Here is a 14,593-nt window from a genome sequence, read left to right as displayed (position 1 = left end):
GCCCGCCTGCGGTCCCGACCGAGCACGTCCGTGCCGGGCCTGCCCGTGCCGAGTGCCTCGGTGTCGAGCGCCCACGAGCCGAGAGCCGCTGTCCCCAGCGCCTACGTGCCGAGCGAGCGCGACCTCACCCACGGCATCCGGCCACCGCAAGCGGGCCCATCGAGACCAAGCCCATCGAGCGATGTCGGGCGGCATGCTCGGGTGACCGCCCCCCGTGGGTGGTTCCGGCTGCCCGCGGCGTTCGTCGATGCGCGCTGGCAGCCCGGCCGGGCCGCCGTGCTCGGGGTGGTGGTCGTGGGGGTGCTGGCCGTGCTCATCTTCGGGCTGCGGGTGCTGTGGGCGAGCGCGGATGCCGAGGGCACGGTGATCGCTCCGGGCGGCGGTTCGCGCGCCGGGCCGAATGGGCTCAGTGCAGGCGCCGCCCCGGTGGGCGTGGCGCCGTCGGCGGGGCAGCGGCTGTCCACCACGGGGCCATCGGCGACCTCGGGCGCGCAGACGGCGCCGTCGGGGTCGGCGATTGCGGAGCCCGGTGGGGGAGGGGGGACCGCGGCGGCCGGCCCGGCATCCGCCGTCGTGGTCGTGCACGTCGTCGGCCAGGTCAAGCGCCCTGGGGTTCGCGAGCTGCCGGCAGGGTCGCGGGTGGCGCAGGCGGTCGCAGCTGCCGGCGGCGCGAAGAGCGGAGCGGACCTCAGCCGGGTCAACCTGGCGCGGGTGCTGACCGACGGTGAGCAGGTGCGGATTCCGTCCCCGGGTGATCCGGTCGATCCGCGTGAGCTCACCGGGCCCGGCGCTGCGCCCGGTGCTGGTGGCGGCGGCGCGGGTGGGGCCGGCGCGGGTTCCGGTGGGCAGGTGGCGCTGAACTCGGCCGACCTCGCTGCCCTGGACACGCTGCCCGGGGTGGGGCCCGTTCTCGCGCAACGAATCCTCGACTGGCGCACCCAGCACGGACGGTTCACGAGTGTCGACGAACTCGGGGAGGTGAGCGGCATCGGCGAGAAGCTGCTGTCCCAGCTGACACCGCTGGTGACCCTGTGAACGGGCTGAGCGATGCGGCATCCGGCGCGGGTGGAGCCGTGCTGAGCGAGAGCGACGGCCGGGCCTCAGCGCCCGGGGGTGTCGGCTTCGGGGCCGCCCTGGCCCGTCGCCGGGCGACCTCGAGCACCGACCTCAGGTTGCTCGCGCCAGCCGTCGTCGCGTGGGTGGTCGCCGCCGCGACCCTGGCCATGCCGGTGGCCGGCCACCTGTGGGTGGCTGCCGCGGCGATCGGGGTGGCCGCGGTGGCGAGCGCGGTGTCTGCGGTGTCCGGGGTGTCCGCGGCACGGTTCATGCTGTGCTGGCTGGTGGTGCTGACGATGGTGCTGGTCGTCATCCTCCAGCTGGCGGCGGCCGGGCACTCGGTGCTTCGCGTGCGCGGCGGGGTGCAGGAGCTCGTCGACCAGCGGGCCGTCGTGACCGCCCTCGTCGTCATCACCGGCGACCCGCTGACCCTGCCCTCGCGCGGTGACACCCCGCGGGTGCTGCGCGAGGCGACCGTGGTGCACCTCGACGCGCGCGGTCGTCAGCGGGCCGCCGGGGCGCCGGTGCTGCTCACCGGCGACGCTGTATTGACCGACCCCGCGTGGCGGTCGACGGTCCAGCTCACCGGCCGGCTGCGCCCCACCGAACCGGGCGATGACCGAGTGGCGAGCCTCGCAGTGACCGGCACCCCGAGGGTCATCGCGCCACCCGGTGCAGTTGCTTCGGCCGCCGAGCACCTGCGCGCAGGGCTGCGCGGCGCCGTCGACGGGGCACCAGCCGATCCACGCGGTCTGTTGCCCGGCCTGGTCATCGGCGACACGAGCCAGACCCCGCCCGACCTCACCGAGGCGATGCGCGCCACCGGCATGACCCACCTGACCGCGGTCAGCGGCAGCAACGTGGCCGTCGTCGTCGGTCTCGTCCTCGGGCTGTGCGTCCTGCTGGGGGTTCCCCTGTGGGCCAGGCCGGTGCTGGCGCTGGTGGCCCTGGCCGGCTTCGTCGTGCTCGCCAGGCCCGAGCCGAGCGTCGTGCGGGCCGCGGCGATGGGGGCGATCGGGCTGATCGGGCTCAGCAGGTCGCGGCGCTCGGCCGGGCCGCCCGTGCTCGGTGCGGCCATCATCGTCGTGCTCGTCGTCGACCCATGGCTGGCGAGGTCGTTCGGCTTCGCGCTGTCCTCGGTGGCGACCCTCGGTTTGCTGCTGTTCACCCGGCCGTGGGGTGAGGCCATCGGTGCCCGCCTGCCCGTGCGGCTGGCCTCGATGGGGCCCGCGCTCGCCGTGCCGGTCGCGGCCCAGGCCATGACCGCGCCCCTGGTCGTGCTGCTCCAGGGGTCGGTCAGCATCGTCGGCGTGGTCGCCAACCTGCTCGCCGCACCCTTGGTGCCGATCGCGACGGTCGCCGGCGTCGCGGCATCCCTGACCTCGGTGATCTGGAGCGATGGTGCCCGACTCATCGCCTGGGCCGGGGTGCTGCCCGCATGGGGCATCGCGAGGGTGGCCCGGTGGTTCGCCGAGGTCCCCGGCGGCACGATGCCGTGGCCGGACGGTGCGCCCGGGGCCCTGCTCCTCGCGGGGCTCACCGTGGTCGTGCTGCTCACGGGGCGTGCTCTCGCCACGGGGGCCGCCGCTCACCCGGTTCTTGCCCTCGGGTGCGTCCTGACGCTGGCCGCCTCACTCGTGCCCACCGGGACGGTCACATGGCCGCCGCAGGGATGGCGGGTCGTCGTCTGTGACGTCGGGCAGGGTGATGCCGTCGTGGTGCGAACCGGCGCAGACAGTGCCCTCCTCGTCGATGCCGGGCCCGATCCTCCACTCGTCGACGGCTGCCTTTCCCGCCTCGGGGTCACGACCCTGGATGCCGTCGTTCTCACCCACCTGCACGCCGACCACGTCGACGGACTCGTCGGGGCGATCGACGGCCGGCGGGTGGGCCAGCTGTTCATCACCCCGGTTCGCGAACCTGCCGACAGCGCGGCGCACGTCGACGCGCTCGCGGTGCGCCACAGCATCCCCGTACGGCCCTTGTCCGCGGGCGACCGGCTCACGCTCGGCGAGATGGATGCCGTCGTGTGGAGCCCGTGGCGACGCATCGCTGACGGGTCGGTGCCGAACAACGCGAGCGTGGTGCTTGCCGTGCGTGCCGGCGAGGTCGACGCCCTGTTGCTGGGCGACATCGAGCGTGAGGCGGCGCACGACCTGCTGCTGCGGTTGCGGCGCGAGCCGTCGATGGCTCAGGCGGCAGGTGGGTTCGATCTTGTGAAGACCCCGCACCACGGGAGTGCGAACCTCGATGACGACCTCATGGCGGCGGTGCGGGCCCCCGTCGGGGTGATCAGCGTCGGCGCCGACAACGACTACGGCCACCCGGCCCCGAAGCACCTGGACCTGCTGCGGCGCAACGGGTACGCCATATACCGCACCGACCAGCGTGGCGACGTGGCGATCGCCGAGCGTGGCGACGACGTCATCGTCACGACCAGCCGCTGACGGTGCTGGAGGGCGGGGACCTGCCTGCTGCCGGTCCGGCCTGGTGTTGGCCTTCGCGTCGGGTCGCTACGGCGTCCCTGCGCGACGGGTCACCCACGGCGTCCCTGTGTGAAGGATCGTCGTGGGCGTGTTCAACCCCTGAGGGCCCAGGAGGGTGTGCTGTCACGGACCGTTGCAGGACGAGAGGGATTCCTTGTCCGCCGCAACGACTTCTGACAGACCCCCACCGCCCTCTCCACAGGAGTTCACGTGTGAGGCGGGGTGGGTGTGCATGACCTCACGTGCAGCGCGAGGTGGGTGTGGGTGCATCAGCCCGATGGCTGACCGGCGGCAGCGGTGCCGCTCAGATCGAGAAGGTCGGCTCCGGGGCGCGCACCGTCGAGGCCGTCGACTGGGCCGCGGCGCTCTCGGTGAGGGCCTCGAGGGTCGCCTTGACCGCCGGCACGCGCTGCAGGTCAGAGGTGGTGACGGCCATGATCGAGCGACGCGACGCCGGGGTGATGGGCAGGGCGACGACGTCGGGGTGGTGCACCGTGCGCAGGATGAGGTCAGGGATGAGCGCCACGCCAAGACCCTCGGCGACCAGGCCCATGACGGCCACGTAGTCCTCGGTCTCGTAGGCGACGTCGGGGCGGAACCCGGCGTCGTGCGTCAGCTGCAGCAGGTGGCCCCGACAGCGCGGGCAGCCGGCGATCCACGGTTCGTCGGCGAGCACCGAGAGGTCGACGTTCTCCTGCGAGGAGACGCCGTGGCCCTCGGGAACGGCCAGGCGCACCTCGTCATCGAGGAGCTTGGTGATGACGAACTGGTCGAGGTCCTCCTCGCCCCGACCGATGTCGGTGCCCTCGTAGGCGAACGCCACCGCGAGGTCGCACTCGCCGGCCTTCAGCGCTGCCAGGCTCTCGGGGGGCTCGGCCTCGGTGAGGGTGATGCTGACGTCGGGGAAGCGCTTCTTGACCAGCGACAGCGCGCGCGGCACCAGAGTCGCCGAGGCCGAGGGGAAGGCCATGAGTCGCACCCGTCCGCTGCGCAGCCCCGCGATCGCAGCGACCTCTTCCTCGGCCGCGTCGATGGCAGCGAGCACCGGGGTCGCGTGGCGCGCGAGCACCTGGCCGGCCTCGGTGAGGCGGACGTTGCGCCCGACGCGTTCGACGAGCACGGTGCCCGTGCGCTGCTCGAGGCGCCGCACCATCTGCGAGATCGCCGGCTGCGTGTAGCCCAGCGAGGTCGCGGCCGCGGTGAAGCTGCCTTCGTCGGCGATGGCCTTCATGACCCGGAGTCCTGCGGCATCGATCATGCCCCGCATTCTATAACGCCGAGTTATCCCCTGCCATGACTTTCGTACCCCGGGTGATCCGACTTCTTGCACTCCAGCCACCTGATGGATGGGCGTGGAGGGGGCTGACGTGCAATCAGTCGGGGTGGGAGGTGGCTGGAGTGCAATAGGTCGAGGTGGGGTGGGAGGATCCACGCCATGCCGGATGCCGTCGCGCCACTCACCCTTGCGCTCTCCTCTGCGGCACCACTCACCCAGGCGTCGCTCGAAGCGGTGGCCGAGCTGCTGTTGGACCACCCGGGAACGCTCGTGCTCACCGGGGCCGGGATGTCGACCGACAGCGGCATCCCGGACTACCGAGGCCCGGACGGCCAGCGCCGGGTCACCCCTATGCAGCACGGTGAGTTCGTCGGCAGCAGCGCGGCTCGGCAGCGCTACTGGGCACGATCGTTCATCGGTTGGCAGCGGTTCAGCCACGCCGAGCCCAACGACTGCCACCGCTCGGTATCGGCGCTTCAGGCGCGTGGTGTGCTCGGGCCGGTCATCACCCAGAACGTCGACGGTCTGCACCAGGCCGCCGGCAGTCGAGATGTCACCGAACTGCATGGCACGCTCGCCGAGGTGCTGTGCCTGACCTGCGGCACACGCACCGACCGCGACCTGCTCCAGGCCCGCATGGCCGAGCAGAATCCGGGGTTCGAGGCGCTCGCGTCGGGCGAGGCGTCGGACGGGTCGCGGGTGAGCAGCCAGATCCGCCCGGACGGCGACATCGTGCTCGACGACGCGCTCGTCACCGCGTTCCACCTGCCGCACTGCACCACCTGCGGCGCCGACACCCTCAAACCCGATGTCGTCTTCTTCGGAGGCTCGGTCCCACGAGAGCGGGTCGACGCCTGCTACGCCCTGACCGACGAGGCGCCGGCCCTGCTCGTGCTGGGTTCGTCGCTGGCCGTGATGTCGGGACTGCGGTTCGTCCGGCACGCCGCGAAGCGCGGCATCCCCGTCATGGCCATCACCCGCGGACCCACACGGGGCGACGACCTCATGACGGTGCGCGTGGATGCCCCACTTCGGCCGAGCCTGCGCGCCCTGGTCGATCACCAGGCCTGACCCGTGGAGCGCTCCAGCGCCGGCCGGGCAACGGTGCGCCGCCGTGACGATCCGCGCCATGACGATCCGCCACATGACGATGCGTGAGTGACGCGGGCAACGCCCCGCCGCCGACCCGTCGTGCTCTGGCAGGCGTACGCTGAAACCATGGGAGCCACCGGATCAGGACCCTTCGAGAACGACGACGCACTCGACTTCCTCGGTGATCTGGAGGACCTGCCGCGCGACCAGCGACCGGCCGTCGTCCTGGCTGCGCTCGAGACCGTGCTCCGGTCGTCGGGGTACATCGAGGCGCCGGAGATGTGTGAGGCCGTGGCGGGTGCCGCAGCAGTGGGTGCCAGCGTGAATCCCGCTGCGGCACAGGGGGAGCCATACCTTCCGCAGTGGCTCATCGACGAGCCCCTGCCGACGGGCGATCAGGAGCTCGTGGAGAAGTCGCGGCAGGTGCTGCGCCGCGCGGTGCGCTCGCACGCCAACGAGTGGTGGGAGCTGTGGGAGGAGGCCGGGCTCGCCGGTGACGTCACGGCATCCTGCCGTCGGGCCCTGGCGTGGCTCGGCGACCGCGACGACTGATGCACCTGTCAGAGCGCGCCCTGACGGCGCGGGCCGAGGTTCGCACCACAAGGTTCAGGTGAGCACCACAAAAGAAGTGGTGCTCACCTGAAGGTTCCGGCATCGGGCGAGAAAGTTCTTCCCGGCTGCAGCCGCAGGCGCGGCGCAGGACCGTCAGACGCGGCGCAGGACTGCAGTGACCTTGCCCAGGATCGTTGCGTGGTCTCCGTCGATCGGTGAGAACTCCGGGTTGTGCGGCATCAGCCAGACCTTGCCGTCGCGCCGCTTGAAGGTCTTGACGGTGGCCTCGTTGTCGAGCATCGCCGCGACGATGTCGCCGTTCTCGGCATTGGGCTGCTGGCGCACGACGACCCAGTCGCCGTCGCAGATCGCGGCGTCGATCATCGAGTCGCCGACGACCCGCAGGAGGAACAGCGACCCCTCGCCGACGATCTGGCGGGGGAGGGGGAAGACGTCCTCGACGACCTCGTCCGCGGTGATCGGCACACCAGCAGCGATCTGACCGAGCACCGGCACGTAGGTGGCCTCCGGCCGCTGGTCGTTGATGCCGGTGACGTCCTCGTCGTCGTGGTCGGGCACGCCGCGGTAGCCGGGCTCGTCGCTCGCGGTGTCGGGGGAGATGACCTCGATCGCCCGGGGGCGGTTCGGGTCGCGCCGCAGGTAGCCCTTGCGTTCCAGGGCCGAGAGCTGGTGGGCGACCGAGCTGGGGGAGGTCAGACCGACGGCGTCGCCGATCTCGCGCATGCTCGGCGGGTAGCCGCGCCGGTCGATGGAGTTGCGGATGACCTCGAGGACCTTGCGCTGGCGATGGGTGAGCGCGCCGCCGTCGCCGCGGTCGGGCATCTCGTGGATGTCGGCGTTCCTCGGACGTGCCATGTCGACCCCTTCGGTCACGGTCACCGGCGCTGGTGTCAGTTCCGGTCTTTTCGCAGGTCAGGCCGACTGTCGGTGCTCGTCGGCAGGATCTCCTGCATGACACCACCCTACGAGTCTCGTACAGAGAATTCAAACATTTCTTCGAGGTGTGTCTTGAGTGGCTCGAACATTCGTGCTACAACTCGTACAGACGTTCTATCGAACACCGGTTCGACGGCGGCCTCGGCCCCCGAGATGGAGGAGACATCATGAGTGCACTCGCGTGGGACCACACCGAGCTCGGGTACGCCGGGCCGGCCCCGAAGCGTCCTCACCTCGTCCTCGTGCAGGGTGGCGCGCGAACCACGGCGGATGCCGGTGGCGTTCGCCTCACGCGCCGCGGTCGCCTGGCGCTGTTCCTCCTCGTGCTCGCGGTGGTCGCAGTGACCAGCCTGACCGGGCTGCGCGGGGCAGGGGCGAGTGAGCCGCTGCGGGCCGTGACGGTCGCCCCGGGCGAGACGTTGTCGCAGATCGCCGTGGCCGAGCTGCCGACTTTGTCGATGGACCAGGCCATCGTCGCGATCCAGATCGCCAACAACCTCAGTACCGCGCAGGTCAGCGCCGGCCAGCAGCTGGTGATCCCGAGCTCCTGACCCTCATTCCACCGGGTGCCGTGAGGCAGCCGGTGCCCCAGACCTGAGTCCCTCGACCCGGCTCAGAAACGCCGAAGGGCGTCACCCCCGTGCAGGGGGGTGGCGCCCTTCGTGCTGCTCGGCTCTCACGCAGTGGCGTTCGAGGTGCTGGACCTGGTCGATGTGGGCGGCCGGCCCGCCCGTGGTCATCAGCCGAATGGGGTGTGCGGGTCGTGCGCTGCGACGCTATCGTTCCGGGTGAGCGGGGGATCAACGGCTCTGTCCAGTCCCTGTGTCATTCATCAGTCACTGGCGGGTCTGTGCTGGCCCGTTGTCGAAAGGTCTGCCCCATGAACCGCCTTCTCAAGCCCTTGGTGCCGCTCGTCGGGGCCGCTGCCCTCATCGCGGCACCCGTCGCCTTCGCGGCTCCGGCGTTCGCCGCCGTGATCGAGCCCGACGACTCCATCCCGTTCGACCCCGAGCTGCTTGACCCGACGGTGTGGGAGGACATCCTCGCCGAGGAGGAGGACGTCGACGCGTGGTGTGAGTCCTTCGGCGACATCAGCACCCCGGTCGACATCCCCGAGATCACCGACGCCTTCCAGCTTCCTGAGGATGCCGAGCCCGCAGACTTCGGCTACTACCTCGCGGTTCTCGCGGGCTTCCCCGAAGAGGGCACGGAGGAGGACCCTGACCTCGAGCTCTACTGGGAGCCCTCGGTCGGTGATGAGATCGAGCACGCCGCCGGTCAGAACCTTGAGGTCATCCTCTGCGTCGCCGAGTACGAGGACGAGGTCAGCCCGAGCCCGTCGCCGACCGTCAGCACGAAGCCCTCGGTGAAGCCCACCGTCACCGGCCCCGTGGTCGAGACCGACCGCGTCGGTGACTCCGCCTCCGTGCCGGGTCTTGGGCTGGCCGCCGCCGGCGCCGCGCTCGTCGCCGGAGCAGGCGCCCTCGTCCTCAGCCGCCGCCGTCAGGGCAGCCACCGCTGATGACTTCTCGCCCACTGCGTGCGGTGGGCGTGGCCCTGATCGTCCTCGCCGTCGCGCTGCTCACCTGGGTGATGCAGCGCGACGGCGATGCCGTTCCCGTCGCGGCCACCCCAGCCGCGACGACCCCGGCGCCATCGATCACCCCGAGCACTCCCAGCCCCACGCCAACGCCCACGCCGACACCAACCCCGACGGCATCCACGAGCAAGGCGCCCTCGACCGAGGGCTTGCGCATCCGGATCCCGGCCATCGGGCTGGACCGCGCCATGCGCGGGGAGGGGCTGAGCTCGAACGGCACGATCGACCCAGCCCCGGGCACCGTGATGTGGTTCACGGGGTACGAGCGGGTGCGCCCCGGCAAGGTCGGCACGGCCGTCATCGCCGCTCACGTCGCCACCGGGAAGCGGCCCGACGTCTTCGCCGACCTGGCTGACGTCAAGGTCGGCGACACCGTCGAGGTGTTCGAGGGTGGGAAGACCGTGAAGTACCGCGTGACTCGGGCTGGCGCCATCGACAAGAAGAAGGTCACCACCGACCAGACGGTCTGGGGTGAGAACACCTCGCGGACCCGGCTGGCGATCATCACCTGCGATGACGCCTACGGTCTGCGCGGTGACGGTCACCGGGTCGCCAACTTCGTCGTCATCGCCGACAAGGTCTGACGAGGGCTACGCGAACGTCAGGTCCAGGGGGAGTTCGAGGAACGCAGCAAGGCCGGATGCCGCGTTGCCGAGCGCCGCGGCATCCGCGGCATCGAGCGCGGTGTCGCCCCGCACGGTGACCTTGACGGCCTTCGGTGTCACGGTGCGCTTCCACACGCCGACGTCCTCGTCGCCGACAACGGCGATCCCGCCGCCGGCTTCGGACACCAATCGGGCCCGCGCCGCGGAGGGGTCGCGGCGGGGAAAGCCCGTGTCCCGATAGGTCAGGCACACCTCGTCGAACGTCGACAACAGCATGGCGACCGGCGCGCGCGAGGTGCGCGACGGCATCCGAGGGTCGAACCAGAGGCGGTGGCCGCCCGCGTCGACGTGGTCGAGGGCGCCCTCGAGGTCACGCAGGGCTGCGCGGATCTGCGTCAGGGTGAGGGTGGACCAGCGGGCGAAGTCGCGCTCGGATGCCGGGCCGTGGCCGGCGAAGAAACGTCGCGTGAGTTCTCGGCGGGCGTCGTCGGCGTCGAGGCTGTCAAGGGGGGGCCGGGGGCAGCGTCTCGTCGGCGAGCACGTAGGTGTGCTCCGCGCCGCGGGGCGGGCCCGAGCAGATGAACGAGCGCAGCTCGGCGACGATGAGCAGGTGCGCGAGCCGCTCGACGTCGGTCGGCAGGCCAGCCGCCTCGAAGCGTGGCCGCAGCTCTCGGCGGGTGTGCGGCGTCGGCCCCGCGAGGACGCGCTCGAGCACTCCGAAGGCGCGCAGGATCAGGTCGTCGTCGAGCCCGAGCCCGCGGCGCCGGCCGTTCAGGGATGACTCGACGCGTGGGCCGGTGGCGCGCTGCATCCAGCGCAGGTCCTCGGGGGCGAGGTGGTGCCAGGTGGGGCGCAGCACGTGGGTGCGCACCCAGCCGCCAGTCGACTGCTCGGCCAGCAGGCCCGCACAGGTGGTGCCGGGCGGCATCCGCATCGCGAGTGACCACGCGGCCAGCGGCGCGTCCTGGGACTGCACGGCGGTGAGGAGCCGCACGACGTCACCCCCGTGCGGCAGCCCGGCCGCCGACAGGCGCTGGGTGGCCAACCGCCGTCGGCGCACCTGGGGCAGGGATGCCGTGCGCATGCCGGTCATCGTCGCACCGACCGCCGACGGGGTACGTCGTGCTCGGGAACAGATTCGGCGTGCCTTGCTTTTGATAGGATGTATTCAAGTAATCACTGCAAGGAGTACGCCATGCGACACCCACACGTCACCCCCTCAGACCCAGACACCGTCGACGCCTCGGGAACGGCCCGTGGGCCGCGCGGCATGCGCGGCGTCCGCGGTCCCCGTGGCGGTCGTCCTGGCCCCGGCGGCGGCCCCGGCGAGGACGGCCCGCGCGGCCCTCGTGGCCCCCGTGGGCGTGGCTTCGGCCGCCCCGGTGGCTGGCAGCAGGGTGACCTGCCCAGCGCCGACGACGCCCAGAGCTGGTTCACCGGGCGCCTGCCCGACGACTGGTTCGACGGCGTCGAGATCACCGTCGACCGCGAGGAGATCACCGTCATCGGTGTCCTCGCCAACGTCGACGCCGAGACCGACCCGGCCAAGGCCGAGGGCCGGATCAGCCGGTTCCGCGCCGACACCCGTGACGAGCGGATCGCCACCGCGAGCGAGGCCCAGGCCCGCTACCAGCGCACCGTCTCGTGGGGCGCGCGCGTCGGCGAGACGACCGTGATGTTCACCCACCTGGCCGTCCCGGTCATGACCCGGCTGCGTCAGCCCGAGCGGGCCGTGCTCGACACCCTCGTCGACGCCGGTGTGGCACGCTCTCGCAGCGACGCCCTCGCGTGGTCGGTGCGCCTCGTGGGTGAGCACGCCGACACCTGGCTCGGTGAGCTGCGTGAGGCGATGGCCGAGGTCGACAAGCTGCGCGCCAAGGGCCCCACGGTCTGAGCAGCGCTGACCCGGACAGCCCGTACCCACACTGACCTATTGGTCGGTGTGGGTGCGGGTGTGTGGGTATGGGTGCGTTGGTCAGGGCAAGCTCGGGCAAGCTCGGTGGGTGCCCCGCTTCGAGCAGGCGAGATCGCCTCAGCCCAGCGTGCGGCGCATGACGATGCGCGGCATCCTGCTCGCCACGGCATCCGTCGTGCCGATCACCTCGAAGCCGGCCCGCTCGAACATCGACCGCGTGCCGACGAAGGCCATCGTCGTGTCCATACGACCTACGGGATCCACAGGGTAGGCCTCGACGGCGGGTGCGCCGTGGGCGGCGGCGTGCGCCACGGCCCCCTCGAGGAGGTGCCCGACGACCCCCTGTCGACGGTGTCCGCCGCGGACGACGACGCACACGATGCTCCAGACGGGCACGTCGTCGACCGGCCGGATCAGCGCGCTGTTCACCAAGCGAGGGATGTCTGCGCGCGGCCCGATGTTGCACCACCCGACCGGAACTGTGTCCCGGTAGGTGACGACACCGGGCGGCACGGAACGCTCGCACAGCGCCCGCATCGCCCGTTCCCGCTGGTTTTCTCCGTCGCCGCCGAGCTCGCGGATGTCCGCCGCGCGAAGCCGGTGCGACAGGCACCAGCACGCCACCTCGCGACGGTTGGGATTGACGATGTCGGCGAAGTCGTCGAACCGGTCGGGCGTCAGCGGGTGGGTCTGCCAGGTCGCGGTGTCCATGGGTCCAGCGAACCACCGACCCCTGACGGAGCCGTTCCTGAGATTGCTCACATTCGTTCCAGAATCGCCCACATGGGCGCCGCGCGCGTGCCTAGCGTGGAATCCGTGCCGCAGGGGACATGCGGCACGTCCGGGGTTTGCACACCACTGGTGTGCTCAGGGAGGGGAAATCGATGTCTGACATGCGTTTTCAGTTGAATGCCGCGGCGGGGCAGCCGCAGGCCGTCACCTCGCCGGAGAGTCGGCGAACCGTTGCCAAGGGGGTGGCGTGGAGCGTGCCGACCATCGCCATGGTCACGGCCGCGCCGACCATGGCCACGTCGGGGCCCGAGCCGACGTTCCGGTTCATCAGTGCGTGCAAGAGCCCGGGCAACTCGTGCTCGGTCTTCCCCAAGGGGTAGGACTTCCGGTTCGAGGTGTGCAACCCGAGCACCCTTCGATCTGGCTCTACTCCGTGGCGTACACGGTGTCGGGCACCTGCGCTCAGGGGCGGGGCCGGCGCACCGTGATGTCGGCGCGCAGCCCGGACTCTGCCTCCCCGCGCCCGACGAGCACCCGCCGTCCCGTCCACGACGCCCAGGTTCCGTCACCGCGGCGGGAGATGACCGGCACCCTCTGCACCCGGACGCCGTCGCGGGGCACTTCGGCGGAGTCCACCCAACGGTGCTCGTCGCCGCTGAGCACCGTCCCCGCGGGGGCGACGTCCACCCGGGAGTCGCCCGAGTACCGCGCGACCCGGCCACGCACCAGCGTGACCGCCCCGACGGCGCGGCCTGCGATCGGCCCGACTCGGGGCAGGAACGGCGTCCAGGTCTGCGGGACCTCGGTCATCAGGTCATAGGCGAGCACCTCTTCGCCCTCGACGGATGCCGCAGACACGCGCCTCGCGGGCGGGGCGGACCGCGGCACCACGGGGTCTCCGCCCGCCCCGGGCACGAGGTGCTCGATCGCCCAGACGAGGTTGGCCGACTCGTCGCGCAGGAAGCCGACGTCCTCGATCGGCGCACCCTGCAGCACCCCCGAGGATGCCGGGGGCACGACGAGCCCCGGCAAGGCCTCCGAGCCCGCGCCCGCACCAGCACCAGCGCCCGCACCAGCACCAGCGCCTGCACCCGCTCCCGTCACGGCATACATCCGCCACCGCTCCGTGTCCGCGCCGTCGGTGTCGACGGTCCACGTCGTGCCGAAGGTGTCGGTGTACTCGACGGCATCCACCGTCACGACCACCCCTGCCGGCACGTCGACCGGGACGACCAGCCAGTCCCCGCCGTGCACGAGGGCGCACTCGACAACCAGCAGGCGAGCGAGCTCGTGCGGGTCGGCCCACACCGACCCGAGGTCGACCCGGGCGTCCTCGAGCTCCCAGAAACGGGCGGCCGGCATGCCCGGGAACGACAGGCCCGTCGCGAGCATCGTGCGGTCGATCACCCGCGACACCGCCTGCGACGGGGGAGGATCGCCGACACCGCCCTCCCCGTCGGCCGACCCCGGCTCGACGTCGAAGCTCGACCACGACACCTCGCCACCCCCGTGGCCCGGCGCTCGCAGCACCCGGGTGGGCGTGGCGACGGCGAACTCGTGCTCGAGCCGGGACCCCACCCAGCACCCGTCGTCGCCGCGATCCGGCAACACCTCCGCCCGCACCCACGACACCCAGTGGGCCAGGGCCCGCTCGGCCGACGCGCGGCGTGCAGGTCCGGTGCGCAACGCGGTGCGCCACCACGATGGCCGCGCCCCGCCCTCGAACGTGGCGAGCACCGCGTGGGCGTCGATGGCCGTGTCCAGCAGCGCGTCGGCGACCGGGCTCCACGAGTCGGCCAGATGGGCGGTGCGGATGCCGGCGCCCTCACCTCCGCCGGCTTCCTCGCCTCCGCCAGCCTCCTCACCACCGCCCACCACGGCGAACCGTTCCCGCAGCGCCGCCGCCGCACGGACCTCCCCGAGGTCCTCGAGCGTCTCGAGCAGGGCCCACCCGGCCAGCGCCAGCTCACGCGCCCCGGGCCGCGCCGCGTCACCGACCTCGGCGTCGACGAGCCACTCGAGCGGAGTGCCGGCGGGCAGGTCCCGCCACGCAGCCCCACCGTCGCGCGGCCCGGGCCGCCACGCGACGATCGGCTCGGCCGTGGCCCGCACCCGCACGGTGAGCGGCGTGCCGGTGTCCTCACCCGCGAGCTCGCCGAGCTGCCACTGCCGCCCGAGCAGCCAGAGCGGGTCCCACAGCTGCGCCGTCAGCCCGACCGCGGGGTCGCCCGACACCGACTGCGGCTCCAGCCGGGTCGAGAACGGCGTCAACGGCAGCGAGCCGAGCATCAGCTCACGGGCGCGGAACAGGTCTGCCACGTC

The 14,593-nt window shown here is 72.0% G+C and carries 14 protein-coding genes and 1 pseudogene; 9 read left to right on the top strand and 6 right to left on the bottom strand.

The annotated features are described in order from the left end of the window. Positions 1-201: 201 nt before the first annotated feature. Both C8E84_RS04965 and C8E84_RS04960 read left to right on the top strand, forming a co-directional pair. Positions 202-1,035 (top strand): ComEA family DNA-binding protein, encoded by an 834-nt coding sequence (locus C8E84_RS04965; RefSeq protein WP_246196790.1) that lies wholly within the window; start codon positions 202-204, stop codon positions 1,033-1,035. Beyond that, a complete protein-coding gene (locus C8E84_RS04960) occupies positions 1,032-3,503 on the top strand; it encodes a ComEC/Rec2 family competence protein (RefSeq protein WP_246196788.1) in 2,472 nt (823 codons plus the stop codon). Before C8E84_RS04965 ends, C8E84_RS04960 begins: the two co-directional genes overlap by 4 nt. 343 nt (positions 3,504-3,846) lie before the next feature. On the opposite strand, the gene C8E84_RS04955 is transcribed toward C8E84_RS04960, so the two are convergent. Further along, positions 3,847-4,800 (bottom strand): LysR family transcriptional regulator, encoded by a 954-nt coding sequence (locus tag C8E84_RS04955; protein ID WP_159899994.1) that lies wholly within the window; start codon positions 4,798-4,800, stop codon positions 3,847-3,849. A gap of 177 nt (positions 4,801-4,977) precedes the next feature. Here C8E84_RS04955 and C8E84_RS04950 point away from each other — a divergent pair, with 177 nt between their 5' ends. Both C8E84_RS04950 and C8E84_RS04945 read left to right on the top strand, forming a co-directional pair. Continuing rightward, on the top strand, positions 4,978-5,889 hold the full coding sequence (locus tag C8E84_RS04950; RefSeq protein ID WP_159899992.1) for an NAD-dependent protein deacetylase: 912 nt from the start codon (positions 4,978-4,980) through the stop codon (positions 5,887-5,889). 147 nt (positions 5,890-6,036) lie between these two features. Next, positions 6,037-6,462, top strand: a complete 426-nt coding sequence (locus C8E84_RS04945; RefSeq protein ID WP_159899990.1) for a DUF4259 domain-containing protein — start codon at positions 6,037-6,039, stop codon at positions 6,460-6,462. 153 nt (positions 6,463-6,615) lie between these two features. Here the strand turns inward: C8E84_RS04945 and lexA are convergent, their stop codons facing one another. Further along, a complete protein-coding gene (gene lexA / locus C8E84_RS04940) occupies positions 6,616-7,338 on the bottom strand; it encodes a transcriptional repressor LexA (RefSeq protein ID WP_159899988.1) in 723 nt (240 codons plus the stop codon). A 248-nt stretch (positions 7,339-7,586) separates the two neighbouring features. On the opposite strand from lexA, the gene C8E84_RS04935 reads away from it, so the two are divergent. The 3 genes from C8E84_RS04935 to C8E84_RS04925 all read left to right on the top strand — a co-directional run bounded on the left by C8E84_RS04935 (position 7,587) and on the right by C8E84_RS04925 (position 9,603). Then, positions 7,587-7,970, top strand: coding sequence for a LysM peptidoglycan-binding domain-containing protein (locus C8E84_RS04935; RefSeq protein ID WP_159899986.1), 384 nt, complete (start codon positions 7,587-7,589; stop codon positions 7,968-7,970). Between the two features lie 329 nt (positions 7,971-8,299). Beyond that, positions 8,300-8,941, top strand: a complete 642-nt coding sequence (locus C8E84_RS04930) for a hypothetical protein (protein ID WP_159899984.1) — start codon at positions 8,300-8,302, stop codon at positions 8,939-8,941. Then, entirely contained in the window at positions 8,941-9,603 is a 663-nt protein-coding gene (locus tag C8E84_RS04925) for a class F sortase (protein WP_159899982.1), read from the top strand. Before C8E84_RS04930 ends, C8E84_RS04925 begins: the two co-directional genes overlap by 1 nt. A gap of 6 nt (positions 9,604-9,609) precedes the next feature. Here the strand turns inward: C8E84_RS04925 and C8E84_RS18325 are convergent. Together C8E84_RS18325 and C8E84_RS18320 are read right to left on the bottom strand one after the other, a co-directional pair. Then, positions 9,610-10,122: pseudogene (locus C8E84_RS18325) on the bottom strand (DNA glycosylase AlkZ-like family protein); the annotation flags it as partial. A gap of 4 nt (positions 10,123-10,126) precedes the next feature. After that, positions 10,127-10,708: a DNA glycosylase AlkZ-like family protein gene (locus tag C8E84_RS18320; protein ID WP_159899980.1), complete on the bottom strand. Its 582-nt coding sequence runs from the start codon at positions 10,706-10,708 to the stop codon at positions 10,127-10,129. A gap of 111 nt (positions 10,709-10,819) precedes the next feature. Here C8E84_RS18320 and C8E84_RS04910 point away from each other — a divergent pair, with 111 nt between their 5' ends. After that, positions 10,820-11,518 (top strand): hypothetical protein, encoded by a 699-nt coding sequence (locus C8E84_RS04910; RefSeq protein WP_281348914.1) that lies wholly within the window; start codon positions 10,820-10,822, stop codon positions 11,516-11,518. A 138-nt stretch (positions 11,519-11,656) separates the two neighbouring features. Here the strand turns inward: C8E84_RS04910 and C8E84_RS04905 are convergent, their stop codons facing one another. Beyond that, a complete protein-coding gene (locus C8E84_RS04905; RefSeq protein WP_159899978.1) occupies positions 11,657-12,250 on the bottom strand; it encodes a GNAT family N-acetyltransferase in 594 nt (197 codons plus the stop codon). Positions 12,251-12,423: 173 nt separating this feature from the next. Between C8E84_RS04905 and C8E84_RS04900 the strand changes: the two genes are divergently transcribed. Continuing rightward, positions 12,424-12,651, top strand: a complete 228-nt coding sequence (locus tag C8E84_RS04900) for a hypothetical protein (RefSeq protein ID WP_159899976.1) — start codon at positions 12,424-12,426, stop codon at positions 12,649-12,651. A gap of 82 nt (positions 12,652-12,733) precedes the next feature. Here the strand turns inward: C8E84_RS04900 and C8E84_RS04895 are convergent, their stop codons facing one another. Continuing rightward, a complete protein-coding gene (locus C8E84_RS04895) occupies positions 12,734-14,590 on the bottom strand; it encodes a hypothetical protein (protein ID WP_159899974.1) in 1,857 nt (618 codons plus the stop codon). Between the last annotated feature and the right edge of the window lie 3 nt (positions 14,591-14,593).

It is taken from the genome of Ornithinibacter aureus (assembly GCF_009858245.1).
GTDB lineage: Bacteria > Actinomycetota > Actinomycetes > Actinomycetales > Dermatophilaceae > Fodinibacter > Fodinibacter aureus.
This window is presented reverse-complemented; position numbering and strand designations above follow the sequence as displayed.

Excerpts from the sequence above, each read along its gene's own strand:
- C8E84_RS04935 (WP_159899986.1), top strand. The coding sequence starts at position 7,587 with ATGAGTGCACTCGCGTGGGACCACACCGAGCTCGGGTACGCCGGGCCG.
- lexA (WP_159899988.1), bottom strand. The coding sequence starts at position 7,338 with ATGGCACGTCCGAGGAACGCCGACATCCACGAGATGCCCGACCGCGGC.
- C8E84_RS04955 (WP_159899994.1), bottom strand. The coding sequence starts at position 4,800 with ATGATCGATGCCGCAGGACTCCGGGTCATGAAGGCCATCGCCGACGAA.
- C8E84_RS04925 (WP_159899982.1), top strand. The coding sequence starts at position 8,941 with ATGACTTCTCGCCCACTGCGTGCGGTGGGCGTGGCCCTGATCGTCCTC.
- C8E84_RS04905 (WP_159899978.1), bottom strand. The coding sequence starts at position 12,250 with ATGGACACCGCGACCTGGCAGACCCACCCGCTGACGCCCGACCGGTTC.
- C8E84_RS04910 (WP_281348914.1), top strand. The coding sequence starts at position 10,820 with ATGCGACACCCACACGTCACCCCCTCAGACCCAGACACCGTCGACGCC.
- C8E84_RS04900 (WP_159899976.1), top strand. The coding sequence starts at position 12,424 with ATGTCTGACATGCGTTTTCAGTTGAATGCCGCGGCGGGGCAGCCGCAG.
- C8E84_RS04930 (WP_159899984.1), top strand. The coding sequence starts at position 8,300 with ATGAACCGCCTTCTCAAGCCCTTGGTGCCGCTCGTCGGGGCCGCTGCC.
- C8E84_RS04950 (WP_159899992.1), top strand. The coding sequence starts at position 4,978 with ATGCCGGATGCCGTCGCGCCACTCACCCTTGCGCTCTCCTCTGCGGCA.
- C8E84_RS04945 (WP_159899990.1), top strand. The coding sequence starts at position 6,037 with ATGGGAGCCACCGGATCAGGACCCTTCGAGAACGACGACGCACTCGAC.
- C8E84_RS18320 (WP_159899980.1), bottom strand. The coding sequence starts at position 10,708 with ATGCGCACGGCATCCCTGCCCCAGGTGCGCCGACGGCGGTTGGCCACC.